Origin of the sequence: Burkholderia sp. Se-20378 (assembly GCF_017104665.1) — a bacterium.
Lineage (GTDB): Bacteria > Pseudomonadota > Gammaproteobacteria > Burkholderiales > Burkholderiaceae > Burkholderia > Burkholderia lata.
On record NZ_JAAGPG010000023.1, the window covers coordinates 17,318 to 43,090 of the forward strand.

Below are 25,773 nucleotides of genomic sequence, written 5' to 3' on the forward strand. Positions count from 1 at the left end.
TCAATCCGTGATAAACCAGAAAAGAGAGTTCAGCGATGCGAATCCAGATCAGAAAACTCACGCTGGCTGCTACTGCAGCCGCGTTCCTGTTCGGCTCGGCAGTTCCTGCGTTTGCGCAGACCGACGCCAGCGCGCCCGCGGCACAGGACGCGAAGGCAGCAAAGAGCCAGGCACGCAAGGCGGCCAGGGCTCAACGCAAGGCAGAGCACAAGGCTGCACGTGCGAAGAACACCGCCGAACTGAAGAAACTCGAAGACGCCGGTTACAAGCCGGCGGCCAATGATCCGAACTATCCGCAGAACCTGCAGAACGCGCAGAAGAAAGCTGCCGGCGCTGGTCAGTAAGCGTCGTCCGGCGGCAGGCCGCGGTTGATCCGCGGCTTGCCGCGTGCGCCGTGGTCCCACGGCGCACATCGAAAGCAACACTCCCGGTATCGACGAACGTAAGCGCAATCCATACGCCTGCGCTATTTGATTCGCATTCCTGTATGTTTTGGCGTGTGTCCCCCGCACACTGACGCAGTCAGTTCCGCCCGCCCGGCGCCGCCGCATTTCCCGCCATCTTCAGCCAGTCCTTGAACGCTCGCACCGCTTCGTCGTTCGCGCGTGCCGAAGCCACGTACGTGAAGTAGCGCCACGGCGGCAACGCCGGTTCGCTGAACGGCTGCACGAGCCGACCTTCGGTGATGTCGTCTGCGACGAGCGCGATCGGCCCCATCGCGACGCCGAGCCCGTCGAGCGCGCCTTGCAGCGTCAGGTAGAAATGCTCGAGCGTGAGCGAGTGACGCGGCACGAGATTCGGCTGTCCGGCTGCCGCGAGCCATTCCGGCCACATGCCGGGATAGGTGGCCGCGTGCAGCAGCGTGAAGCCGGCGAGATCGGCGGGCGTATGCAACGGCCGCCCGTCCAGCAGCTTCGGTGCACACACCGGCAGCCGGACTTCGGACAGGAATTCCTCGGCAACATAACCGTCGATGGCCTGCGGGCCGCCGCGAACGATCAGGTCGACCTTGTCGCGCAGCTTGTCGATCGGCTCGTTCGACGTCGACAGCCGCACCTCGATGGCCGGATGGGCGACCTGGAACGACGACAGCTTCGGCACCAGCCAGCGCAACGAAAACGTTGCGGGTGCGCTCACGCGCAGCACGCGCTGCTGCGCATGGCCGAAATGCTGCGCAGTGGCGAGCGCGATCCGGTCGAACGACGCGCCGACCTCGGCGAGATACGCGCGGCCCGAGTCGGTCAGCTCGACCCGCCGGTTATGGCGCTCGAACAGCGGCCGCCCAAGCCACGCCTCCAGCTGCTGCACGTGCCGGCTGATCGCGCCGTGGGTCACGCATAGTTCGTCCGCGGCCAGCGTGAAACTGCCGAGGCGCGCGGCGGCTTCGAACGCACGCAGCGAATTCAGCGGAGGGAGTCGTCGGGCCATTGTATCGTTCGTGTGATATTTACTCACACGATGGTTCAGGTTTAATCGTTTGATCGGGTGCTCAAGCTCCGCCAATATGGCACACAAACGGCCGGCTCGGCCGAATGACTGTCTGAATTTCTCACATGGAGTGCGGAGCATGCCGAACGTGGTGGTCGTGGGCGCCCAATGGGGCGACGAAGGTAAGGGGCGCGTCGTGGACTGGCTGGCGGCACAGGCCGATCTCGTTGCACGCTACAACGGCGGCCACAACGCCGGTCATACGCTGGTCGTCGGCGGTAAGACGTACAAGCTCGCGCTGTTGCCGAGCGGTGTCGTGCGCGGCAAGCGCGGCGTGATCGGCAACGGGGTAGCGCTCGATCCGGAAGCGCTGCTCGCGGAAATCGGGCGGATGGCGGAGCTCGGGCTGTCGGTGACGCCGGACAACCTGTCGATCGCCGAGAACGCGACGCTGGTGCTGCCGATCCACCGTGCGATCGACCAGGCTCAGGAGCGCTTGCGCCGCGAGCCGATCGGCACCACGCTGCGCGGGATCGGGCCGGCCTACGAGGACAAGGTCGGGCGTCGCGGTCTGCGCGTCGGCGATCTCGCGGAACCGGGCCGGCTCGCCGCCAAACTGGATGTGCTCGTCGACCATCACAACGCGTGGTTCCGCGGCCTGGGGCTCGACGAGTATTCCCGCGACGCGATGCTGGCGACGCTGGTCGACCTTGCGCCGCGGATCCTGCCGTTCGTACGCCCCGTCTGGGCCGATCTCAACGACGCGACCGACCGCGGCGAGCGCATCCTGTTCGAAGGGTCCCAAGCCGTGATGCTGGACATCGACTGGGGCACGTACCCGTTCGTGACGTCGTCCGGCACCGTTGCGTCGGCGGCGGCGGCCGGCACCGGGCTTGGCGCGTCGAAGCTCGGCCACGTACTGGGCGTCACCAAGGCGTATGCGACGCGGGTCGGCGGCGGTCCGTTCCTCACCGAGCTGTCCGACGCGACCGGCGAAACGCTGCGCGCACGCGGGCAGGAGTTCGGCGTGAATACCGGCCGGCCGCGCCGCTGCGGATGGCTCGATGCCGCGCAGTTGCGACAGGCCGTCAGGATCTCGGGCATCGATTCGCTGGCGCTCACCAAGCTCGACGTGCTCGACGGTTTCGAGTCGATCGAGCTGTGCGTCGGCTACGAGCTCGATGGCGTGCGGGTCGACCACTTGCCGGCGAGCCTCGATGCGCAGTCACGCGCGAAGCCCGTGTACGAGCGGTTCGACGGCTGGCAGGGCACCGTGAAGGGGGTACGTGAACGTGCGGCCCTGCCGCGCGCCGCGCAGGATTTCATTGCGCGCGTCGAAGCGGTCGCGGGCGCACCGGTCTCGATGATCACGACCGGCGCGGAGCGTGACGACACGATCGTGTTGCGCAATCCGTTCGATGCGGCCGCCGGGGCGTAATGCGTCAACCATGCCGTGAGTTGAGGGGCGGCACCGTGGTCGCCGGGTAGTTTTTGCCGATCCGATGCCGCTCGGGTGCCGGCGCGACCGGTCGCGTATCCGCTCGGTCCGGACGTCGCGCGTGCGGCGACTCGGCGATACGATTCGGCGTCCGGATCACGCCGCTTACGGCGAACTGGACACGTCTGCACCGCTGCTGTACTGTTCCGCACAATTCGCGCCAGACCGGCCTGCGCCGGTGCCGCCGGCACCGTGGCCGCGCGGTGGCGCGACGTGATCTCAATCCCGGGGACAGGTCGATGGACACGTTACAGATGATGCGCATTTTCGTCCGGGTGGCGGAGGAGGGCAGCTTCACGAGCGCGGCCCAGCGCCTGGACATCACGACGGCCTACGCATCGCGGTCGGTCGCGCAGCTCGAAACGCATCTGCGCACGCGCCTGCTCAACCGCAGCACGCGCCGCATCGCGCTGACCGACGCCGGGCAGCGCTATCTCGACCGCTGCCAGCGCATCCTCGGTTATATCGAAGAAGCGGAATCCGAGGCGGCCGACGCACAGGCAAAGCCGTCCGGACGGCTGCATGTCCATGCGACGACGAGCTTCGGCCAGGCCTACGTGGTGCCCGCGGTCGTGCGATACCGGCAGCGCTATCCATCGGTCGCGGTCGAGCTGACGCTGTCGCAGCACGTGCCCGACATCATCGACGAAGGCTACGACGTGTCGCTGCAGTTGAGCGCGACGGAGTTGCCCGATTCGGGGCTCGTGTCGCAGCGGCTCGGCGAGGTGCACAGCGTGCTGTGCGCGTCGCCCGCGTATCTGAAGGAGCGCGGTACGCCGCGCACGGTGCGCGAGCTCGACGGCCATGCGTGCCTGCAGATCGTCACGCCCGTGTTTCCGCGCGACCGCTGGCATCTCGACGGCCCGGACGGCCCCGAGACGTTCGACCTGCCGTCGCCGGATTTCCAGGTGAACATCGCCGACGCGCTCGGCGCCGCCCTGCGCGCGGGCCTCGGCATCGGTTCGCTGCCGATGTCGTCGGCATTGCCCGCGCTGGCGAGCGGCGCGCTGGTGCGCGTGCTGCCCGACTACCGGTTGCAGAAGCTGACGGTCTACACGCTGTACGCATCGCGCCAGTATCTCGATGCGAAGATCCGTACGTTCGTCGATTTCCTCCGCGAATGCGTGCCCGAAATGCTGGCCACCGACGAGGCTGCGCTGCACGCTTCCTGCAAGTCCTGAGGTCGCACCGTCGGCGTTGAGTACGATGGTGCGCATCGGTCGCGCAAATAATCTGTAGTCCTGTATTTGACGCGGATATCGACTGCATCCTCACGTCCGCCCCGGGCAATGACGTCTGGATAACCGGCGTGCCCTTATGAAAGCGCTTGCTTTCGATATCGAACATCGTTGGTTCGGTGCGTGGCGCCCACCCCCTAGAATCGGTTCGACCGGCTTCATCGCACGCGTGCGCAAAGCTGCATCCTCTTCATCGAACCCGATACGACATGGCAGACCAACACTCCACAACCCGCCGCCGGCTCCTGCATGCCGGCCTGGCCATCGCGGCGGGCGCCGCCGCGCATCCGGGCTTCGCGCTGGCGAGCACGGCCGGCGCACGTACGTTGCGCATCGGCTATCAGAAAGGGCCGCTCAGCCTGTTGAAGGCACGCGGTACGCTGCAGAGCAAGCTCGCGACACTCGGCGTGACCGTCACGTGGACCGAGTTTCCATCGGGGCCGCCGCAGCTCGAGGCGTTGAACGCGGGATCGATCGACTTCGGCGATGTCGGTGAGGCGCCGCCGATCTTCGCGCTTGCGGCCGGCGCGCCGCTCGTCTATTACGCGCAGACGCCGGCCGGCCCAGCAGCCGAGGCGTTGGTGGTCGCGAAGGATTCGCCGGTCAAGACCTTTGCAGACCTGCGTGGCAAGCGCATCGCGCTGGTGAAGGGATCGAACACGCACTTCCTGCTGGTCCGGCTGCTGCAGGCCGCCAAGCTCAACTATGCCGACATCTCGCCGGTCTGGCTGTCGCCGTCCGATGCGCGCGCCGCGTTCGAGAATCGTTCGGTCGATGCGTGGATCATCTGGGATCCGTTTCTCGCGGTCGTCCAGCAGGCGTTCGGCGCGCGCATCGTCGCGGACGGCACCGGGCTCGTCGAGAATCGCGGCTACTACTTTGCGTCGCGCACCTATGCGCAGCGCAATGCCGACGTGCTGGACGTGGCCGTGTCGGAATTGACGGCGGTCCAGCGATGGCTCGACGGGAACCGCGCGCAGGGCGCGGCCGAGTTCTCGAAGCTGTGGGGGATTCCGGAGCCGGCGGTGGCGCTCGCGTTTCGCCGCGCGCGCTTCGGCGTCGAGCCCGTCACGCGCGACACGCTCGCGTATCAGCAGCGCATCGCCGACGTGTTCTACCAGGCCGGTGTGCTGCCGAAGCGCGTCGACGTCAGCCTGGCTGCACCGCCCGCGCTCGCTTGACGGTGCGACCGGTCAACGGCGGAACGGCAGTGCGACATCGTCCGGAATCGGGCACACGTATGGCCGGCCGCCGCGCCGCTCGAGCAATTCAGCCTTCGCCTGCGCGAGCGTGTCCGGCGCGCCGAGCAGGTCGATCGCGGTCGCGGCCATCGTCTTCGCTGCAAGCAGCATGCCCTTGTGCGCGAGCGGCGTCTTGCCTTGCGCAACCCACTGCCACGAGTGCGGCGGCGTGCCGAACGCGTAGCAGCTCGTATGGCATTGCGCGGTCGGCGTGACCCAGCTCACGTCACCGACGTCGGTCGAGCCGCAGATCGGGCGGCCCTTGCCCGGCTCGTACGGATCGATCCCGTCGAACAACGCTTTCGGATTGCGCCACGCCTGGTTCAGCGACCGCGATGACGTTTCGATATCCTGCGTAGTGAGCGTCTCGCGCTGGTACGCATCGGCGAGCACTGCGTCGTCGGCGTCGAAGCCGGCGGTGCCGATCGACTGCAGATGCCGGTACATGACCTGGTTCAGCACCGCGTTTTCCAGCAGGTTCGAGCAGGCCTTGTCGAACACGATCTCGAGCCGGCAATCGGTCATCATCGCCGCGCCGCGCGCGACATTCTTCACGCGCTCGAACAGCTCGGCCGCCTGGTCGTTACGGGCCGCTCGCACGAGATACAGCACTTCCGCATTGGCCTGCACGACGTTCGGCGACAGGCCGCCCGTGTTCGTTACCGCATAGTGCACGCGCGCTTCGGGCAGCATGTGTTCGCGCAGGTAGTTGACGCCCACGTTCATCAGCTCGACGGCATCCAGTGCGCTGCGGCCGAGATGCGGCGACGCGGCCGCGTGCGACGCCTTGCCCGTGAAGCGGAAGTACGCCTGGATGTTCGCGAGCGAACCGGCCGGAAAGATGCCCGTGTACACATGCGGGTGCCACGACAGCGCGGCGTCGAGATCGTCGAACATGCCGGCGCGCGCCATGAACGTCTTGCCGGAACCGCCTTCCTCGGCCGGACAGCCGTAGAAGCGCACGGTGCCGGGCTGGCCCGTGCGTTCGAGATGCGCCTTCACCGCGGCCGCGGCGAGATGTGCGGCGGTGCCGAGCAAGTGGTGGCCGCAGCCGTGGCCATTGCCGTTCGAGATCTCGCCCGACGGCTGGCAGGTGAGTGCGCCGGCTTCCTGGCTGAGCCCGGACAACGCATCGTATTCGCCGAGGATGCCGATCACGGGGCCGCCGTCGCCGGCTTCGGCGACGAACGCGGTCGGAATGTCGGCCACGCCGCGCGTCACGCGGAAGCCGGCTTCCTCCAGCATCCGGATGTGCAGGTCGGTCGACGCGAATTCCTCGTAGCGCAACTCGGCGAGGTTCCAGATCCGGTCGGACAGCTCGGTGAATGGCGCACGCTGGCTGTCGATGAAATCGAGGGCGAGTGAAGTCATGAATTGCTCCTGTGAAGAGACTGGCGCGGTCAGAATTTCTGCCGGAGGCCAAGGGCGAAGACGGTGCTGCTCATGCCGGGGGTGGACATCGGTGCGGAGCCGAACGACAGCGCCGACTGTCCGGTGTTGCTGAAGCCGCCGATGCGTACGTACACACCGGTGAGTTTCGAGAACTGGTAGTCGTAGCCGAGCAGCGCGCCGAGCGCATGGCTCGCCTGGCCGGCGATCGTGCGATACGCGAGGTCGGCGCGGATCGCGTGTGGGCCGCGCTGCCAGATCGCACCCAGCGAATAGACCTGCGCGACGAGCGTGCCGGGCGCGGTGGGGCGCATCAGCGTGTACGCGAACGACGCGAGCGTCGGGCCGAACGCATATGACGCGCTGGCCATCACCGAATCGGTGCGCGGGCCATCGGGGGCGCCGCCCGGCGTCGACGACGTCGCCGCCCACATCGCGTTGTACGCACCGCTCAGCATCACCGGGCCGCGCGCGAAATTGGCGACGACACCCGCGTTGCTGGCGATCGGGCTCGCGCCCGCCGCGTTGCGGAACGCGTAGAGCACGGTGACGTCGAGCCCGCCGTAGGTCGGCGTCTTGTAGCTGATCGCGTTCTCGATGCGCCCGGGCAGCGACGCGGCACCGCGCCCGAGATCACTGCCGATCAACGCGGTGCTCGCGAACGGCGACAACTGGCCGACGAGATAGAACGGATCGGCCGCTTCCGGCACGATCGCCGGATACTGCTTGCCGAGCTTGATCGTCCCCCAGTCCGCGGAGCCGATCGCGACGTTGGCTTCGCGGTTGTAGAACGATGCCGCGCTTTGCGGGCGCCCGGACATCAGGTCGAAGCCGCTTTCGAGGCGGAAGCTCGCGCGCAGGCCGCCGCCGAGATCCTCGCTGCCGATGAAGCCGAAGCGCGACGTCGAGGCGCCGCCGCTCATCAGGCCGACGCTCGTCTGGCTGCCGATGCGCGCGTATTGCAGGAAGCTGTCGAGCGCGCCGTAGATCTGTACGTTGGCGCGGGCCGGCGCGGCCCACATGCAGGTTGCCGCGCAGCACGCGGCCATCAGGGTTGAATTGCGCACGTTTGTCTCGTGGTGTCGCGATCGTCGGCGCGCGAATCGCAGGCGTGCAAGGGCCCGCCCGCGTACGCGTCGACGTCGCGGATTCTGTTGTCTGACGGAGAGTGGCGTGGCCGGTGTCGGGCGTCGCCGTGAATGAAGCGGCGTGCCGTTCAGCGGCCGTCGTGATGCGAGTCGGCCGGGCGTTCGCGGAAGCGCCACAGCGCGATCATGCTGACGGCGCCGCACGCGAGCACGTACCACGCGGGCGACATCGGGTCGCCGGTGCGATGCAGCAGCCACGTGACGTTGAACTGCGCGAAGCCGCCGAAGATCGTCACGCCGAAGCTGTAGATCGTCGCGAGCGCGGTGGCGCGCACGCGCGGCGGGAACGCCTCCATGATCAGCAGCAGGAACGCGGAACTGCCTGCGGTGGCGAAGGCCATCACGACGGTGACGATCGCGACCATCAGCCCCACCGACGGCGCGGCGATCAGCAGCCGGAAGGCGGGATACACGCACGCGAGCGACAGCAGCCACGTGACGGCGATCATCGGCTTGCGGCGCGGCAGGCGATCGATGATCCACAGCCCCGACACGAGCGCGGCGACGATCATCGCCAGCCCCGACGCGCAGCCGGCGAGCAGCGACGTCGCCATCGGCAGGTGAAGCGTGCGTACTGCATAAGCGGGCATGTAGAACACGAAGATGTAGAGCGTCGACGTGCCGCCGATGATCATCAGCGTGCCGAGCACGACGCGGCCGAGGTAGTGCGTGAACACCTCGCGCACGGCGCTGCCGCCGGCGTCGTGCGTCGGCACATGCGTTTCGTCGAGATGCCGGCGGATGTAGAAGCCGACCGGGCCGAGCAGCAGGCCGAGCAGGAACGGCACGCGCCAGCCCCAGCTTTCGAGCGCGTCCGCCGACAGTACGGCCGACAGCAGCGCACCGCTGAGCGCGCCGAGCAGCGCCGCGACGCCCTGGCTGATCATTTGCCAGCTCACCATGAAGCCGCGGCCGGACAGCGGGCCCGATTCCATCAGGAAGGTGGTCGATGCGCCGATTTCGCCGCCGGCCGACAGGCCCTGCAGCAGCCGGCCGATCACGACCAGCACCGGCGCCACGACGCCGATACGCGCATAGGATGGCGTCAGCGCGATCAATGCGGTGCCCGCGATCATCAACTGGATCGTCAGCGTCAGCGCCGCGCGCCGGCCTGCGCGATCGGCGTAGTTGCCGATCAGCACGCCACCGAGCGGACGCATCACGAAGCCGACGCCGAACGTCGCCATCGCGAGCAGCAGCGGTCCGGCGCCCGAATCGACCGGAAAGAACGTCTTGCCGATCAGCGCGGCGAAGTAGCTGAACACGGTGAAGTCGAACATCTCGAGCGCGTTGCCGGCCGAGGTGGCGATGATCGTCCGGGTCTGCGCCGAGCGGCGGCGCGGGGCAGGCGGCGCGTCGACGAGCGGCGTGGCGGCGTCTTGCATCGGGGATGTCTCCATGGGTATCGGTATCGTGAGCGCCGCATGGATCGTCAGGCATCCTGCGAGAGCTGGCCGCATGTTAAGACCCGGCAAAACATCGCGATACGCGCAAATTTTTATCCTGATAACATTTGTTTATCCCCTGATGCCTTTCGTCTGCCTCGTCCATTCGTCGCATGAAACTTCACCAGCTCCGCGCGCTCGTGGCCGTTGCCCGCTCGGGCAGCATCCATGAAGCCGCGCGCACCCTGCATCTCACGCAACCTGCCGTCACGCGCTCGCTGCGCGATCTCGAGGACGAACTCGGGCTGATGCTGGTCGCACGCAGTTCGTCGGGCGTGACGCTGACCGATGCGGGGCGCGCGATGCTGCGGCGGGCCGAACTGGTCGTCAACGAGGTTGCGCGCACCGAGGAGGAAATGGCGCAGTTGCGCGAGAACCGGCAAGGCCGGCTCGCGATCGGGATGACGCCGCTGGCGGGCATCACGGTGCTGCCGGCCGCGTACAACCGCTTTCGCCGAGCGATGCCCGACGTCCAGCTCGAATTCGTCGAGGGCAGCCCGTCGCAGCTGGTCGAGCAGTTGAAGAACGGTGCACTCGATTTTGCGCTGGGTGCGGGCGCGGATGCGCAGGACTTCACGTCCGTGCGCTGCGAGCATCTCGACTCGTTTCCGATGTGGTTCGCGGTGAGCCGCAAGGGCAAGCTCGCCGGCGCGACCTCGCTGGCCGACCTGCAGGACGCGGAGTGGCTGCATACGGGGCCATCCACCGAATTCCGCGCGTTTCTTGCGGAGCTGTTCGCGCAGGCCGGCCTGCCGGTGCCGCGCCGCGTGACACGCTGCGCGTCGCAGACGCTGTTCTACGCACTGGCCGTCAACAGCGATGTGGTGACGGCGTGGACGCAGCTCGCACTGCGTGGGGAGGACGCCTCCGATACGCTGAAGACGCTCGATCTCGTCGGGCAGCCGCCCGCGCGCAATCTCTATCTGCTGTTCCGCGACAGTGCGGTGCTCACGGCGTCGGCCGAGTACTTCGTGCGCTGCATCGATGAAGCGGTGCAGGCCGAGCGTGCGCATGCCGGCGGGACGAAGCGCGGGACGCGCTCGCGTGCGCCGCGCGCGTGAGGTGCCGGCTTACGGCGCAACGCGGGATAGCGGTACCGCTTCGTCGCGCAGCTTCAGCACATCGCGGCCCGGCGCATCGCCGAACAGGCGCGCGTATTCGCGGCTGAACTGCGACGCGCTCACGTAGCCGACACTGCGGCATGCCTGCCGCGCATCCATCGCCGACACGCACATAAGGCGGCGCGCCTCCTGCAGCCGCAGCACCTTCTGGCATTGCAACGGGCTCATCGACGTGACCGCACGGAAGTGGTGATGGAAGGTCGACGGGCTCATGTCCACCTGTCGCGCGAGCGATTCGACCGTCATCGGATCGAGGTAATGGTCGCGAATCCAGGCGACGGCGCGCGAGATGCGTTGCGTCGTCGAATCGGCCAGGCCGATCTGCGCGACGCGCGCACCCGACGGGCCGCGCAGCAGCCGAATGAGGATTTCGTCGACGATCAGCGGCGCGAGCAGGTCGATGTCGTCGGGTTGCGCGATCAGTTGCATCAGGCGCACGACGGCGTCGACGATTTCAGGCTGTGCATCGTGCGTATCGAGTGCGCCGCAGTCGACCGCCTTCGGCAGCCCGAGCGGAAATACGCGCGGCGTGAGTGCCACGATGCGGGCCGGGTCGAGTTCCAGTTGCGCATAAAGGAACGGCTCGGTCGGGCTCGCGCGCATCACGCGACCGGTGACGGGCAGGTCGGCAGTCGCCACCAGCATCCGCGATTCGTCGATCACGTAGGTGTCGTCGCCGACCTGTGTCGATTTCGCGCCTTGCCCGACGATGCTCAGGCACGCGTGGAGCACGCCATGGTTCCAGTGCGGCGGAGACGCGGAGGCGCGCGCGATGCGCATGCCACGTACCGGGAGATCGAACGTGCCGTCGTGCGGTGCGTAGGCGGCGATCAGCGCAGCGAGCCGGGCCGTGGGCGACCGGGCAGGAGACTGGGGGGCGTGATCGGGCGTGATGCGCTGTAGCGGCGGCGTTCGGGCGTCGATTTCCATAGTGCGTGAGCGGATGGCGGAGTGATCAGTGCAAGGTGCGCGGCGGTGATTTCGTGTTGGTGTCCCGGCAGGGGGCCGGCACGGCGGTCACATCGTACGGCGAGTCGCGTGCACGCGATTGCCTAAACCTGTGGGAAATTAGCCCGATCATCCGGATCTGCATGGCCGGCGACCGCATCGCGCGTCGCTGCGCGGTGTGCAGCGCACAAATTCGGAAATTAAGGCAAAACAATCGCAGGATCGGGCAAGCCAATTTCCGGCGGTTTTCATACCATTGCACCTGCTGAAACAAACGTGATCCAGTGCACTCGGGCGATGCAGGCATGACTGCCGCATGGCCGGCGAATGCCGCCGGCGTTGTCGCTGCGAACCACTGGAAAAGACTCAGGACTGCTATTCGAATGTTCATGCATCGGGCCGGCCGAGGCCGGCTTGCGCCCGTTGCATGCCGGCGCGCGTCTGGCGCGAGCGTGCCGACCGACCCGGTGTAGCCGGCGTCGGTGCCGCCGCATTGGCCGGGCTGCTACATGCCGGTCGCGATGCGGCGACGGGGCGCGCGTCAAGGCAGTCGACCGCGCAGGGGATTCCGGACAAATGGACCAACTTCAATCGATTCGGGCATTCGTGACGGTGGCAAGGGAAGGCGGCTTTCGCCGGGCGGCGACGCGGCTGCGCGTGTCGACGGCGATGGCGAGCCGGCTGGTCGATGCGCTCGAGACGCGCCTTGGCGCGCGCCTGCTGCAACGCAGCACCTGCCACCAGTCGCTGACGGAAATCGGTGAGCTGTATCTCGCGCGCGTCGAGCGGATTCTCGGTGCGATCGACGAGATCGATGGTCGTGTCGTTGCGATGGGCAGCAAGCCGGAAGGCGAACTCCGCATTGCCGCGCCGGTCGCGTTCGGGCTCAGCCAGTTGAGCGCATTGCTCGATCGCTTCGTGAACCGGTTTCCGGACGTGCGGCCGACCGTGACGCTGACCGATGCCCATGTCGACCTGACATCGGAAGACATCGATGTCGCGTTCCTGACCGACGGCATGCCGGTGACGGGTGCGCATGCGCTGCACACGCTGGCCGCCTACGAATCCGTGCGCGTCGCGGCGCCGTCTTATGTCGACGCGCATGGCGGCGCGGCTGCGTCGGGCGACTGGCCGGATATCACGGCCGTGCGGCTCGATCTGCCGGGGACCGGCGATGACGATGCGGCTGCGTTTCGACCCGACACGGCGCCCGGCGGCAGTCCGGGCGTCGGCCATCTCGAGATGGCGCGGCGGCTGGCCGTGGCCGGCATGGGCGCTGCGGTGCTGCCCGCGTATCTCGTCGACGCCGATCTGGTGGCCGGCACGCTGGTGCGCGTTGCGCCGATTCGCCCGCTCGCGCCCGTCACGTTGAAGCTCGCGCATGCGCGCACCGCGCATCTGCCGGCCGCTGCACGGGCATTCATCGAATTTGCCGGCGCCGCATTCCGGCCCGCGAGCTAGCGGCCCGGCTGGTCGCCGCAACGATGCCCGCCCGCCAGGGCCGCGGGCTCATGGTTCTTTTTTTCCACGGAAGCAGTTCGACGAACGAACGCTCCGCAGGGCGCAACGCACGCCCGAAATACGCGACCGCAGCCGCGGCAAACAGGAAGCGACAGCATTCCGGCCGCGCGTGCAGGTCACGAGGAGATCTGGTGATTCCCATTGAAGGTCGTCTATTTGTGAGAGGTCGCTCCATGCGCGTCGAACGGGTTCCATACCGCTTAATCACTGCTGCAACGGCTGCCGTTTTCCTGGCCGCGTGCGGAAAAAAAGAATCGGCACCGCCGCCGCAAACGCCGGAAGTCGGCGTCGTCACCGTCCAGCCGCAGGCCGTGCCGGCGGTAACGGAACTGCCGGGTCGCACCAGCGCGTTCCTCGTCGCACAGGTGCGTGCGCGGGTCGATGGCATCGTGCTGCGCCGCGAATTCACCGAAGGCACCGACGTCAAGGCCGGTCAGCGCCTCTACAAGATCGACCCGGCGCCGTACGTCGCCGCGCTGAACAGCGCAAAGGCGACGCTCGCAAGGGCACAGGCGAACCTCGTCACGCAGAACGCGCTGGTCGCACGTTACAAGGTGCTGGTGGCCGCGAACGCGGTCAGCAAGCAGGACTACGACAACGCAGTGGCCACGCAAGGGCAGGCCGCGGCGGATGTCGCGGCCGGCAAGGCGGCGGTCGACACCGCGCAGATCAACCTCGGCTATACCGATGTCGTCTCGCCGGTTTCGGGCCGCGTCGGCATCTCGCAGGTGACGCCGGGCGCGTATGTGCAGGCGAGCCAGGCGACGCTGATGTCGACGGTGCAGCAGCTCGATCCGGTGTACGTGGACCTTACGCAGTCGAGCCTCGACGGGCTGAAGCTGCGCCAGGACGTGCAGAGCGGCAAGCTGAAAACGAGCGGCCCGGGCGCGGCGAAGGTGTCGCTGATCCTGGAAGACGGCAAGACCTATTCGGAGCCGGGCAAGCTGCAGTTCTCGGACGTGACGGTTGACCAGACCACCGGCTCGGTAACGATTCGCGCGATCTTCCCGAACCCGGGCCGCGTTTTGCTGCCGGGCATGTTCGTGCGTGCACGGATCGAGGAGGGCGTGAACGAGAACGCGTTCCTGGTGCCGCAGATCGGCGTCACGCATGACCAGAAGGGCCAGGCGATCGCACTGGTCGTGAATGCGGCCAACAAGGTCGAGACACGTCCGTTGACGACGGCCGGCACGTACGGCCAGGACTGGATCGTCGAAGGCGGTCTGGAAGCGGGCGATCACGTGATCGTGCAGGGCGTCGACAAGGTGCGTCCGGGCGCGACCGTGGAAACGGTCGCCGCGCAGCTCGCACCGGCGCCGGACGCTGCGTCCGGCACACCGGCAAGCGCCGCGAATGCGTCCGGCGTCGCGCCGGCGAGCAACGCCGCCAATGCTGTCGCGCGTTCGACCGCCGCGTCGGCCGCGCAATAACGAGGAGTCCGTTTCATGGCCAAGTTCTTTATCGATCGCCCGATCTTTGCGTGGGTGATCGCGATCGTGCTGATGCTGGCCGGCGTCGCATCGATCTTCAAGATGCCGATCGCGCAGTATCCGACGATCGCACCGCCGACGATCCAGATCCAGGCGAACTATCCGGGCGCTTCCGCGAAGACGGTGGAAGACACGGTGACGCAGGTGATCGAGCAGCAGATGAGCGGTCTCGACAACTTCCTGTACATGTCGTCGACCAGCGATGACTCGGGTAACGCCACGATCACGCTGACCTTCTCGCCGGGCACGAATCCGGACGTCGCTCAGGTGCAGGTGCAGAACAAGCTGTCGCTTGCGACGCCGAACCTGCCGCAGGTCGTGCAGCAGCTCGGCATGCAGGTCACGAAGTCGAGCAGCAACTGGCTGATGTGGTTCGCATTCAACTCCGAGGACGGCAGCATGTCGAAGGAGGACCTGACGAACTATGTGGCGTCGCACGTGCTCGATCCGCTCAGCCGCGTGAACGGCGTCGGCCAGACGCTGCTGCTCGGTTCGCAGTTTTCGATGCGCATCTGGCTCGACCCGGTCAAGCTGACCAACTACAGCCTCACGCCGACCGACGTGTCGGCCGCGATCACGCAGCAGAACGTGCAGATCGCGGGCGGCCAGATCGGCGGCACGCCGGCGAAGCCGGGCACGATGCTGCAGGCGACGATCACCGAATCGACGCTGCTGCGCACGCCCGAGCAGTTCGGCAACATCCTGCTGAAGGTCAACCAGGACGGTTCGCAGGTTCGCCTGAAGGACGTCGGCCGCGCGGCGCTCGGCTCCGAGAACTACACGTTCGACACGAAGTACATGGGGCAGCCGACGGCCGGCCTCGGCATCCAGCTCGCAACCGGCGCGAACGCGCTGGCGACCGCGACCGCGTTGCGGGCGAAGATCGACGAACTGTCGAAGTATTTCCCGCACGGTCTCGTCGTCCACTATCCGTACGACACGACGCCGTTCGTGCGCCTGTCGATCGAGGAAGTGGTCAAGACGCTGCTCGAAGGGATCGTGCTCGTGTTCCTCGTGATGTACCTGTTCCTGCAGAACCTGCGGGCAACGATCATCCCGACGATCGCGGTGCCGGTCGTGCTGCTCGGTACGTTCGCGATCATGGGCCTCGCCGGCTTCTCGATCAACACGCTGTCGATGTTCGGCCTCGTGCTTGCCATCGGCCTGCTGGTCGACGATGCGATCGTGGTCGTGGAAAACGTCGAGCGTGTGATGGCGGAGGAGGGCCTGTCACCGAAGGAGGCGACCCGCAAGGCGATGGGCCAGATCACCGGCGCACTCGTCGGCGTGGCGCTCGTGCTGTCGGCGGTGTTCGTGCCGGTGGCGTTCTCGGGTGGCTCGGTCGGCGCGATCTATCGTCAGTTCTCGCTGACGATCGTGTCGGCGATGGTGCTGTCGGTGCTCGTCGCGTTGATTTTGACGCCGGCACTGTGCGCGACGATCCTCAAGCCGATCCCGCAAGGGCATCACGAGGAGAAGAAGGGCTTCTTCGGCTGGTTCAACCGGACTTTCGACCGCAGCCGCGATCGCTATACGGGTGGCGTGAATCACGTGATCCGTCGCTCGGGACGCTGGCTCGTGATCTACCTGGCCGTGTTCATCGCGGTCGGCGTGATGTTCGTGCGCCTGCCGAAGTCGTTCCTGCCGGATGAAGACCAGGGCTACATGTTCATGATCGTGCAGACGCCGTCCGGCTCCACGCAGGAAACGACCGGCAAGACGCTCGACAACATCAACACGTACCTGACCACCACCGAGAAGGACGTGGTCGACTCGGTGTTCACGGTCAACGGCTTCAGCTTTGCGGGCCGCGGCCAGAACGCCGGTCTCGTGTTCGTGAAGCTGAAACCGTACGAGCATCGCCAGCGTTCGGACCAGAAGGTGCAGGCGCTGATCGGTCGGACCTTCGCGCACTACTCGCAGTACAAGGACGCGATGGTGATCCCGTTCAACCCGCCGTCGATTCCCGAACTCGGGACGGCTGCCGGCTTCGACTTCGAGCTGACGGACAACGCCGGTCTCGGCCACGAAGCGCTGATGGCCGCGCGCGGGCAGTTGCTCGGGATGGCCGCGAAGGATCCCGCGCTGGCACTCGTGCGCCCGAACGGCCTGAACGATACGCCGCAGTACAAGGTCGACATCGATCGCGAGAAGGCGAACGCGCTCGGCGTGACGGCTGCTGCGATCGACCAGACGTTCTCGATCGCGTGGGCGTCGCAGTACGTGAACAACTTCCTGGATATGGATGGCCGGATCAAGAAGGTGTACGTGCAGTCGGACGCGCCGTTCCGCATGACGCCGGAAGACATGAACATCTGGTACGTGCGCAACAGCGCGGGCGGCATGGTGCCGTTCAGTGCGTTCTCGACCGGCCACTGGAGCTACGGTTCGCCGAAGCTCGAGCGCTACAACGGCGTGTCGTCGATCGAGATCCAGGGGCAGGCCGCGGAGGGCAAGTCGACCGGCCAGGCGATGGCTGCAATGGAAGCGCTCGCGAGCAAGCTGCCGGAAGGTATCGGCTACTCGTGGACGGGCCTGTCGTTCCAGGAAATCCAGTCCGGCTCGCAGGCGCCGATCCTGTACGCGATCTCGATCCTCGTCGTGTTCCTGTGTCTCGCGGCACTGTATGAAAGCTGGTCGATTCCGTTCTCGGTGATCATGGTGGTGCCGCTCGGTGTGGTCGGCGCGCTGCTCGCGACGATGCTGCGTGGGCTCGAGAACGACGTGTTCTTCCAGGTCGGCCTGCTGACCACCGTGGGCCTGTCCGCGAAGAACGCGATCCTGATCGTCGAGTTCGCTCGCGAACTGCAGACGAAAGAGAACATGGGGCCGGTGCGCGCGGCGATCGAGGCGGCGCGTCTGCGGCTGCGTCCGATCCTGATGACGTCGCTCGCATTCATGCTCGGCGTGCTGCCGCTTGCGATCAGCAACGGCGCGGGTTCGGCGAGCCAGCATGCAATCGGCACGGGTGTGATCGGCGGGATGATCACGGCGACGTTCCTCGCGATTTTCATGATCCCGATGTTCTTCGTGCGGGTTCGCGCGATCTTCAGCGGCGAGACGGAAAACGTCGACGACGCATGGCGTCTCGTGCAGGGTGACCTGCAGCGCGGTCACGACGACGCACACGATTCGAAGGGGCAGTAACGATGCAAAAACACGCTTTGACTGCAACCGCGGCCGCCCTGGCTGCCGCGTTGTTCGCTGCGGGCTGCACGATGGCGCCGCATTACAAGCGGCCCGATGCGCCCGTCGCACAGGCGTACCCGGCGGGTGGCGTCTACGCGACGCAGCCGGACGCCGCGCGTGCGCGCAGCGCGAATGGGCAGGCCGCCGCCGCGATCGGCTGGCGAGAGTTCTTCGTCGATCCGCGCCTGCAGCGGCTGATCGAGATCGCGCTGAAAAACAACCGCGACCTGCGCGTGTCGGTGCTGAACATCGAGGCGGCGCGCGCGCAGTACCAGATCACGCGCGCGGGCCTGTTCCCGACGCTCGACGGTATGGGTACCGGCAGCCGTCAGCGATTGCCGAATGCGCTGACGTCGGGGACGGGCCGCAACATCTCGACAACCTACAACGTCGGGGTATCGGCGTCGTGGGAACTCGACCTGTTCGGCCGCGTGCAGAGCCTGAAGGACCAGGCGCTCGCGCAGTACCTGTCGACCGCGTATGCACGGCAGGCGTCGGAGATCTCGCTGGTGTCGCAGGTGGCTGACCAGTACCTGACGCTGCTGTCGACCGACGACCTGCTGAAGGTCACGGAGGACACGCTGAAGTCCGCGCAGGACTCGTACAACCTGACGAAGCTGCAGTTCGACAACGGCACGGGCTCCGAGCTCGACCTGCGTCAGGCGCAGACGGTGGTCGAGACGGCGCTTGCGAGCCAGCAGCAGCAGGCGCGCGACCGTGCGCAGGCGCTGAACTATCTGGTGCTGCTGATCGGCGAGCCGCTGCCGGACGACCTGCCGGCGGGCATGCCGCTCGACGCGCAGAACCTGCTGACGGACGTGCCGGCAGGCCTGCCGTCCGACCTGCTGACGCGTCGTCCCGACGTGATGCAGGCCGAGCAGTCGCTGCTGGCCGCGAACGCGAACATCGGCGCGGCGCGCGCGGCGTTCTTCCCGAAGATCTCGCTGACGGCCGCGTTCGGCACGGCAAGCCCGACGCTCGGCGGCCTGTTCAAGGCCGGCACCGCGGCGTGGTCGTTCGCGCCGAACATCGCGCTGCCGATCTTCGAGGGCGGCGCGAACATCGCGAATCTCGATCTTGCACACGTGCAGAAGCGCATCGAGATCGCGCACTACGAGAAGGCGATCCAGTCGGCGTTCCGCGAAGTGTCGGATGGTCTTGCCGCACGCGGTACGTACGACCAACAGATCGCGGCGCTGGAGCGCAACGAGCATGCGCAGCAGCGACGTTTCGACCTGTCGGACCTGCGTTACAAGAACGGCGTCGACAGCTACCTGTCGGTGCTGACCGCGCAGACGGACCTGTACAACGCGCAGCAGTCGCTGATCAGCGCACGTCTGGCACGCTGGACCAACCTGGTCGACCTGTACCGTGCACTGGGCGGCGGGTGGATCCAGCGCGCGGGCGAGACGCCGCGCGCGCCGGATGCGCCGGTCGACTACGACAAGGCGGCCGCTCCGGCGCCCGCGTCGGTAGCGACGACGAACGGGTAAGCAAGACCAACGGCAGGGGCAAGCCATGCCCCTGTTCGCGGAGGCTGCCCGACGCGAAAACGAAAACGCCACGGATGAAAATCCGTGGCGTTTCTTTTTACGCAGCCGACGTAGCCGCTCACATGGGAAGCGGCGTTACGTTACCCCTGCTTTTCCCAAAGCGTGCGGCCGAAGAACGTCAGCGTGCGATCCCACGCCGTTTGCGACCACACCGGATCGAACTGCGTGCCGGCGATGCGGCCGGGGCCGACGGCCGTTTCGTTCGCGAACGCGTGATGCGCGAGATAGCGATGGAATTCGACATTGACCTTCGCATCGGTCAGCTTCTTTTCGAGCGCATCGACCTGGTCGATCGCGAAGAACGCGTCCTGCGTGGCCCAGTGGCCCATCAGCGGCACCTTGAGCTTCGCCGGATCGAGGTAGTCGAGCGGCGGGAAGCCGTACCACGTAACGCCTGCGTCCGCATCGGCGAACTGCAGCGACAGCAGCGTGAGTGCGCCGCCCATGCAGTAACCGGTCACCGCGACACGCGACGCAAGCGTCTTCAGATGCGTCACGGCGCCCGGAATGTCCTGCGAAGCCGCGTCGCCGAAATCGAGCCCGGTCATCAGGTGGTGCGCTTCCTCTTCCTCGACCGTCGATTTGCCGCGATACAGGTCGGGCACGAGCGCGAAGTAGCCGCAGCGCGCGAGGCGATCCGCGACGCCGCGGATCTGGTCGTTCAGCCCCCACCATTCCTGGATGACAACGACCGCGGGCGCGCCTTCGGTCTTTGCCGGCGTGGCGAGATAGCCCTGCAGTTCCTGGCCGTCCGGGCGTCGAAACGTGATCATGGAACCGGATGTTTGAGACATGAAACCGCTCCTTTTCGAAAAATGCGATGAGTGCGGCATCGGTGCTGGCCTGCGGGCACGGCGACGATCGGGCAAGCCGGGCGTCGTGGTTCCGCTCGCGTTCGTTTCGGCCGGCACCGACCACGCGGCCATTCTATGCGCAAACACCGGCCGCCGTCGTGAACGGAGCCGCGCGGCACGCGATCCGCAAGATCGCATCGATCGGGGGCGCGCAATCCGTTCCGGGAGCGGACGACCGGAAAGCAAACACCCCAAAGGTCGGATCAAAATCCAACTTTTGGGGTGCAGTTCAGAGCGGGGTGTTTCGTGTGCTGCGCGCGTATCGGAATACGCGGGCGCGTGTCCGGCTTACTGGCCGAAATACACGGAGTCGCGGCCGTCCTGCTTGACTGCGATCGCGCGGCCGGCGCGTACGCCAGCGGAGGCTTGCGCGCCGTAGCCGGTTTCATCGGCGTTCGTCACGCGGGCCTGGGCGGTCTGCAGCGCGCGCGGGTAATACTGATCGGAGACTTCGGGCTTGTAGCCGGCCTGTTCGAGCTGGACGAGTTCCGCGCGCACCTGGGCACGCGTCAGCTGGCCCGACGGGTTCGATTGTGCAAATGCGCCGTACGAGGCGGACAGGGCGGTTGCGGCGACGACTGCGTAGATGAACGACTTCATGATGACCTCCGGTTTCATTGATTTCGCGCTTCGCTCGTTGCGTTCAGCGGTTGATTGCATCGTAACGATCGCGTTACCGGTCGGAAATACGCGTTCCAGCGAATAATTATTGCAACTGGGTAAACGATCTGAACAGGCGGGTATTTCGTCTGATGATTGCGGGGCTGTCCGGCGCTTGGCCGGGACTGCGGATGGCGCATCGCGTGGGGCGATGTCGTCGCTCGGCCGGGCCCACACAACGATCCATTAAGTCGCATTCCGAAATATTTGAGCGGGGTCGCCGATATCGTTCGTGCCGTACGTGCGCACTTCCGCGTCACTCGATGAGGATCGCCTGCCGTTTCCGGTATTCGGCAGGCGTGATTCCGACGTGCCGGGTGAATGACCGCCTGAGCGTATCGACATTCGCGAAGCCGCATTTCGCGGCGACCTGCTTCGGCGTGTCGTGGCCGTTCTCGAGCAAGTGGCGGGCGGCCGAAATGCGGGTCGCCTCGACCCATGCGGCTGGCGTCATGCCGACTTCCGCACGGAACAGCCGTGCGAAGTGGCGCGGACTCATGCCCGCATGCTTCGCCATTTCCGCCACCGAATGCTCGAGTTCCGGATTTGCCGCGATCCAGCGCTGAACCTCCTGCAGTACCGAACGCCCGGCGGGGCGCGCCTCGCCCTTGCGGCTGAACTGGAGTTGCCCACCCGGGCGCTTGAAGAACATGACGAGTTGCGCGGCGACGCGTCGCGCGATCTCGCGGCCGAGATCTTCCTCGACCAGCGCGAGCGCGAGATCGAGCCCGGCCGTGACGCCGGCGCCGGTGCGCAGCTTGCCGTCGCGCACGTACAGCGCGTCCGCGTCGACGGCGAGCGACGGATAGGCGTCTGCAAGCGCGTCGGCGGCAGCCCAGTGCGTGGTCAGGTGACGCCCTTTCAGCAGGCCGGTGGCCGCGAGGATGAACGCGCCGGTGCAGATCGAGCCGTAGCGCTTGCTCTGCACGGCTGCCGCTCGCAGCCATGCGAGGACGTCGGTGCGCAGTGCGATCCGGCCGGCGCTCGGCGCGCCGGCGACCAGCAGCGTGTCGATGCGCTCAGGAATGTCGGGAGCGATCCAGTCGGGCAGCAACTGCGCACCGGACGAACTGCGGATCGGACCGGACTCGCTTGCAATGATCCGCAACGTATAAAACGGCTTCCCGCATTCGGCGTTCGCTTGCGCGAAGACGTCGAGCGGTGCGGACACATCGAGCAGTTGAACGCCTGGAACGGCGAAAATTCCTACGACCTTCGGCATGATCGATTGCGTGGCGTGTCGAACGTGACGGGTAGCAGTATAGAGGCGCAGAGGCGGTGCATGGGGCGGGCGGCGGAACGTGCTTCCGGCGTTTGTTCTGCCGCACGCGCACCGTGTCCGTCCGTCGCGCAAAATGGCAGGATTTGACGTAACACGTCTATTGAAGCCAGCTATCGAGCTCCGGAGAATTGAGGGTGTTTTCAATGGAGGTCGATCATGACTGAGAACGTTGCAGGCATCACCATTCCCGATAGCCAACTGACGCGCGAGATCACCGAGCTCGTTCGCGATACCGCGTCTCCGTTGCTGTTCCATCATTCCAGCCGGGTGTTCTATTTTGCGGCGCTCGCGGGCCAGCGGCGCGGGCTGAAATACGATCCCGAACTGCTCTACTGCGGCTGCATGTTCCACGACATGGGGCTCACGCACAAACACAGCAGCGCGTGCGAGCGTTTCGAGGTGGACGGCGCCAACGCCGCCCGCGATTTCCTGAAGGGCAAGGGCATCTCGCAGCAGGATATCGACGTCGTGTGGACCTCGATCGCACTGCATACCACGCCGGGTATCCCGCAGCACATGCATCCGGTGATCGCGCTCGTTACCGCCGGCGTCGAGATGGACGTGCTGGGCCTGACGTATCCGGAATACAGCGATGTCGAGCGCGAGGCCGTCGTTCGTGCGCATCCGCGTACGCCGCGCTTCAAGGAAGACATCATTCAGGCGTTCTACGACGGAATCAAGCACAAGCCCGACACGACGTTCGGCAACGTGAAGGCCGACGTGCTCGTAGACAAGGATCCGCATTTTCACGCGGGCAATTTCTGCAGCGTGATCCGGTCGTCTGCGTGGGCCGGCTGATCGGCTTCGTTATCGCACACGATCCCCGGCACTGAGTAGGGGGGAACAAGAGCCGGGGTTGCGATATTGATCAGGAGTCCGATCATGTTGTGAAGGCAGGACGCTCGAGAACCGGCTCGCGCCTGCGGCGAGCGTGTCCATTCAGCATCGCTCCTGTTGCGGGGCGGTTCGCCTGTCCGGGCATCGGCCGGCATCAGTCGACTGGCGGAATCCTGCCTTCCGACAAGGTCTGGATAAGCCGGGCGCGACGTCGCTCGAGATCCGCCAACTGACGCTCGATGGCTGCGAGGCGTTGCTGCTGGACCTCGGTGACCTGATCGCACGAGCGCGCGCCTTCGATCAGAAGCATGCAGTCGGGGAAGCCGCGAATGTCGTCGATGGTGAAACCGGTCGCAATCATGCGCTGAATCTGCCTGACCTGTGTGACTGCCTTGTCGGGAAACATGCGGTAGCCGTTACTTGCACGTACCGACGCGAGCAAGCCATGTTCGTCGTAGTGCCGGATCGACCGCACGCTTGCGCCGGTATGTTGCGAGAGCGCCCCGATCGTCAGCCATTTCTGCATAAGTATCGTGCCCATGAAAGTCAGCCTGGCACATGCCGCTTGACTCTCACATCAGTGTAAGGGTTGAGACTCGGAGAACTGCTCACTTCCGAGGACTTTTTCATGCGGATCCGATCGCTGATCGATTTGTTGAACGCAGTGGTAACGGCGGCAATACTGATTGCGTCGGTGCCAAGTGCCGTAGCTGCGCCCAAAAGCTACATGGTTACGTCGAAAGACGGCGTAAGACTTGCGGTTCAGGAAGACGGCAACCCCGATGGCCGCCCGGTGATCCTGATTCACGGTCTGCTCGGCAGCCGTTTGGACTGGGACGCGCAAGTGCAGAGCGCCGAATTGCGCCACTACCGCATCATTACCTATGATCTGCGCGGCCATGGGCTCTCGGACAAGCCGTCCGGAGCTGCGCCGTATCACGATGGACGTCGTTGGGCCGATGACCTTGATGCCGTCGTCAAGGGCGCGCATGCGCGCAAACCCGTGGTGGTCGGTTGGTCGCTGGGTGGCGTGGTGATATCCAACTACCTCGCAGCCTACGGGGACCGCGACGTCGCGGGTGCCGTCTTTGTCGATGGTGTGGTCGAACTCGCACCGGGTCAAATCGTCGATCATCCCGAGGTTTATCGCGATATGAATTCGCCGGATCTGAAAACGCATTTGGACGGCGAGCGCAGATTCCTGGAATTGTGCTTCAACCATCGACCGGGTGCCGAGACCTTCAGCCGGCTTCTTGCCAATGCCGCGATGGCATCGTGGGATATGCAGCGGGCAATCCCGACGATGACGGTTTCCGCTGCCGAGGGGCTCGGCACAGCGCGCGTACCGCTGCTTTTTATCTACGGCGGTCACGACGCACTGGTCGATACGCGCAAGACGCTTGCACGTGCGATCACGCTGAATTCACGGATCACCACCAAGGTTTATGCCGATTCGGGCCACGCGCCGTTTATCGAGGAGCCCGACCGGTTCAACCACGACCTGGCGGCGTTCGTCAGGTCGGTGTCCGGGCGCTGAAGCCGTCGTTCATCAGCGGGGAAGGGGGAAACGAAGTCGGACGAACCGCGGATGAGGACTTCTTTCCCGGTTCTGTCAGCCTCGATCGAGCGATTTCGCCATCTCGCGAATCTGCGTGTGGCTACGGAGACTGTTCAGGCCCACCTTATCGTCGGAACGCTAATCGATAAAAAAGTTGTTACGTGACAACCATGTGATGCTTGCATGGACTTTATATACTGAATAAATACAACCTTCCGCCGAGGCGAATCTTCGATTCGCGGCCGTACTCACCTGCTTTCAGACCGGCGACGACCGCCCGCCGCCGCGTTCACGAAAGCCCGCCGGGCGCCGCCGGCACCTTCCAACCCGTTTCCGCATGTTTCCGGCAAAACGCCTATAATGATTGGGCAAATTGCCGGGAGAGGTCATGAGCACCATTGCTTTCCATCCTTCGGGCGTCGCGCATCCGCGTCAGGCCGAATTCACGATTCTCGAGCAGCTGCTGGCGATCCGCGTCCGATCGGGGGCCGATCTTGCCGAGCTGGCGAGCGCACGCGTCGACGTCTCGGTGATCGACCGTCTGTCCGAGCGCGGGCTGAAATCGGACGAGCTGGCCTTCATCATTCCGCGTCGCACGCTGAGTCACCGTCGCCAGGCGCACGAACGCCTGTCGCAGGAGGAGTCCGACAAAGCGATCCGTCTCGCGCGCATCGTCGCGCAGGCGACGGCCACGTTCGGCGACCAGGACAAGGCGATGGCGTGGCTGCGCAACGGGCTCCAGCGCTTCGGCGGCCGCACGTCGCTCGACATGGCGAGCACCGAGCATGGCGCGCGGCTCGTCGAGGAAGTCCTCACGCAGATCGACGAGGGGTACTTCGCTTGACGACGCTGTGGCGGATCAGCAATTTCGCCGACCTGAAAGGCGTCGGCGGGTTGCGCGCCGGCGGGCGCTGGCATTTTGCCGGGCAGCCCGTCGTGTATCTCGCCGAGCATCCGGCCCTCGCGCTGCTCGAAACGCTCGTTCATTTCGAAATCGCCACGGTCGCGCAATTGCCGAGCGGATACCAGTTGCTTCGCATCGAGGTGGCCGATTCGGTCGATATCGCCGAAATCGCGGAGGGCGACGCGCCGGAAGACTGGCGAACCGACGTCGACTGGACCCGCAGCGCCGGCACCGAGTGGCTGCACACGCAGCCGAGCGCGCTGCTGCGCGTGCCGAGCGTCGTCGTGCCGCACGCGCACAACTTCCTGCTGAATCCACTGCATCCGGCCGCTTCCGAAGCCCGTATCGCGGAAGTCATGCAATCGCCGTACGACACCCGCATTCTGCGGCTGATCCAGTCGAAGCCGGGCGAATAGGGCGCCACGACCTGCGGCCCGCGCCGGGCGCAGGCGGGATCAGCGCTCGTGTG

The 25,773-nt window shown here is 66.0% G+C and carries 22 protein-coding genes; 13 read left to right on the plus strand and 9 right to left on the minus strand.

The annotated features are described in order from the left end of the window. Positions 1-35: 35 nt before the first annotated feature. Positions 36-344, plus strand: a complete 309-nt coding sequence (locus G3N93_RS05455; RefSeq protein ID WP_011349219.1) for a hypothetical protein — start codon at positions 36-38, stop codon at positions 342-344. 178 nt (positions 345-522) lie between these two features. Here the strand turns inward: G3N93_RS05455 and gcvA are convergent, their stop codons facing one another. Further along, complete coding sequence (gcvA, locus tag G3N93_RS05460) at positions 523-1,428, minus strand: transcriptional regulator GcvA (RefSeq protein WP_174944286.1); 906 nt, start codon at positions 1,426-1,428, stop codon at positions 523-525. A gap of 148 nt (positions 1,429-1,576) precedes the next feature. On the opposite strand from gcvA, the gene G3N93_RS05465 reads away from it, so the two are divergent. The 3 genes from G3N93_RS05465 to G3N93_RS05475 all read left to right on the plus strand — a co-directional run bounded on the left by G3N93_RS05465 (position 1,577) and on the right by G3N93_RS05475 (position 5,345). Continuing rightward, complete coding sequence (locus G3N93_RS05465) at positions 1,577-2,866, plus strand: adenylosuccinate synthase (protein ID WP_367648320.1); 1,290 nt, start codon at positions 1,577-1,579, stop codon at positions 2,864-2,866. A 299-nt stretch (positions 2,867-3,165) separates the two neighbouring features. Next, positions 3,166-4,107 (plus strand): LysR family transcriptional regulator, encoded by a 942-nt coding sequence (locus tag G3N93_RS05470; RefSeq protein ID WP_174943362.1) that lies wholly within the window; start codon positions 3,166-3,168, stop codon positions 4,105-4,107. A 266-nt stretch (positions 4,108-4,373) separates the two neighbouring features. Then, entirely contained in the window at positions 4,374-5,345 is a 972-nt protein-coding gene (locus G3N93_RS05475) for an aliphatic sulfonate ABC transporter substrate-binding protein (protein ID WP_174987978.1), read from the plus strand. A gap of 12 nt (positions 5,346-5,357) precedes the next feature. Here G3N93_RS05475 and G3N93_RS05480 read toward each other — a convergent pair whose 3' ends face one another. The 3 genes from G3N93_RS05480 to G3N93_RS05490 all read right to left on the minus strand — a co-directional run bounded on the left by G3N93_RS05480 (position 5,358) and on the right by G3N93_RS05490 (position 9,342). After that, a complete protein-coding gene (locus tag G3N93_RS05480; protein ID WP_206132454.1) occupies positions 5,358-6,776 on the minus strand; it encodes a M20 family metallopeptidase in 1,419 nt (472 codons plus the stop codon). A gap of 29 nt (positions 6,777-6,805) precedes the next feature. Continuing rightward, positions 6,806-7,861 (minus strand): porin, encoded by a 1,056-nt coding sequence (locus G3N93_RS05485; RefSeq protein ID WP_206132455.1) that lies wholly within the window; start codon positions 7,859-7,861, stop codon positions 6,806-6,808. Between the two features lie 149 nt (positions 7,862-8,010). After that, a complete protein-coding gene (locus tag G3N93_RS05490; RefSeq protein ID WP_374196415.1) occupies positions 8,011-9,342 on the minus strand; it encodes an MFS transporter in 1,332 nt (443 codons plus the stop codon). Between the two features lie 158 nt (positions 9,343-9,500). Here G3N93_RS05490 and G3N93_RS05495 point away from each other — a divergent pair, with 158 nt between their 5' ends. Then, positions 9,501-10,448 (plus strand): LysR family transcriptional regulator, encoded by a 948-nt coding sequence (locus G3N93_RS05495; RefSeq protein WP_174944273.1) that lies wholly within the window; start codon positions 9,501-9,503, stop codon positions 10,446-10,448. A 9-nt stretch (positions 10,449-10,457) separates the two neighbouring features. Here the strand turns inward: G3N93_RS05495 and G3N93_RS05500 are convergent, their stop codons facing one another. Beyond that, entirely contained in the window at positions 10,458-11,438 is a 981-nt protein-coding gene (locus G3N93_RS05500) for an AraC family transcriptional regulator (protein ID WP_206132456.1), read from the minus strand. Between the two features lie 594 nt (positions 11,439-12,032). Between G3N93_RS05500 and G3N93_RS05505 the strand changes: the two genes are divergently transcribed. The 4 genes from G3N93_RS05505 to G3N93_RS05520 all read left to right on the plus strand — a co-directional run bounded on the left by G3N93_RS05505 (position 12,033) and on the right by G3N93_RS05520 (position 19,149). After that, positions 12,033-12,917, plus strand: coding sequence for a LysR family transcriptional regulator (locus G3N93_RS05505; RefSeq protein WP_206132457.1), 885 nt, complete (start codon positions 12,033-12,035; stop codon positions 12,915-12,917). 233 nt (positions 12,918-13,150) lie between these two features. Next, entirely contained in the window at positions 13,151-14,407 is a 1,257-nt protein-coding gene (locus G3N93_RS05510) for an efflux RND transporter periplasmic adaptor subunit (RefSeq protein ID WP_206132458.1), read from the plus strand. 15 nt (positions 14,408-14,422) lie between these two features. Continuing rightward, complete coding sequence (locus G3N93_RS05515) at positions 14,423-17,614, plus strand: efflux RND transporter permease subunit (protein ID WP_174943386.1); 3,192 nt, start codon at positions 14,423-14,425, stop codon at positions 17,612-17,614. A 2-nt stretch (positions 17,615-17,616) separates the two neighbouring features. Next, entirely contained in the window at positions 17,617-19,149 is a 1,533-nt protein-coding gene (locus G3N93_RS05520; protein WP_206132459.1) for an efflux transporter outer membrane subunit, read from the plus strand. Between the two features lie 140 nt (positions 19,150-19,289). Here the strand turns inward: G3N93_RS05520 and G3N93_RS05525 are convergent, their stop codons facing one another. From G3N93_RS05525 to G3N93_RS05535, 3 genes are all read right to left on the minus strand, one after another. Beyond that, positions 19,290-20,003, minus strand: coding sequence for a dienelactone hydrolase family protein (locus G3N93_RS05525; protein WP_011349304.1), 714 nt, complete (start codon positions 20,001-20,003; stop codon positions 19,290-19,292). A 348-nt stretch (positions 20,004-20,351) separates the two neighbouring features. After that, the gene (locus G3N93_RS05530; protein WP_222153302.1) at positions 20,352-20,663 is read right to left on the minus strand and encodes a DUF4148 domain-containing protein; all 312 of its coding nucleotides are present in this window, start codon (positions 20,661-20,663) and stop codon (positions 20,352-20,354) included. Between the two features lie 316 nt (positions 20,664-20,979). After that, positions 20,980-21,945 (minus strand): GlxA family transcriptional regulator, encoded by a 966-nt coding sequence (locus tag G3N93_RS05535; RefSeq protein ID WP_206132460.1) that lies wholly within the window; start codon positions 21,943-21,945, stop codon positions 20,980-20,982. A 216-nt stretch (positions 21,946-22,161) separates the two neighbouring features. On the opposite strand from G3N93_RS05535, the gene G3N93_RS05540 reads away from it, so the two are divergent. Then, positions 22,162-22,803: an HD domain-containing protein gene (locus tag G3N93_RS05540; protein WP_206132461.1), complete on the plus strand. Its 642-nt coding sequence runs from the start codon at positions 22,162-22,164 to the stop codon at positions 22,801-22,803. 193 nt (positions 22,804-22,996) lie between these two features. On the opposite strand, the gene G3N93_RS05545 is transcribed toward G3N93_RS05540, so the two are convergent. Beyond that, positions 22,997-23,383, minus strand: a complete 387-nt coding sequence (locus G3N93_RS05545) for a MerR family transcriptional regulator (protein ID WP_206132462.1) — start codon at positions 23,381-23,383, stop codon at positions 22,997-22,999. 87 nt (positions 23,384-23,470) lie between these two features. On the opposite strand from G3N93_RS05545, the gene G3N93_RS05550 reads away from it, so the two are divergent. The 3 genes from G3N93_RS05550 to G3N93_RS05560 all read left to right on the plus strand — a co-directional run bounded on the left by G3N93_RS05550 (position 23,471) and on the right by G3N93_RS05560 (position 25,720). Then, positions 23,471-24,379 (plus strand): alpha/beta fold hydrolase, encoded by a 909-nt coding sequence (locus tag G3N93_RS05550; RefSeq protein ID WP_206132463.1) that lies wholly within the window; start codon positions 23,471-23,473, stop codon positions 24,377-24,379. A gap of 409 nt (positions 24,380-24,788) precedes the next feature. Beyond that, on the plus strand, positions 24,789-25,244 hold the full coding sequence (locus G3N93_RS05555) for an antitoxin Xre/MbcA/ParS toxin-binding domain-containing protein (RefSeq protein WP_041492387.1): 456 nt from the start codon (positions 24,789-24,791) through the stop codon (positions 25,242-25,244). Continuing rightward, positions 25,241-25,720, plus strand: a complete 480-nt coding sequence (locus G3N93_RS05560) for an RES family NAD+ phosphorylase (protein WP_174943403.1) — start codon at positions 25,241-25,243, stop codon at positions 25,718-25,720. The genes G3N93_RS05555 and G3N93_RS05560 overlap by 4 nt, the downstream gene beginning before the upstream one ends. Positions 25,721-25,773 lie beyond the last annotated feature (53 nt).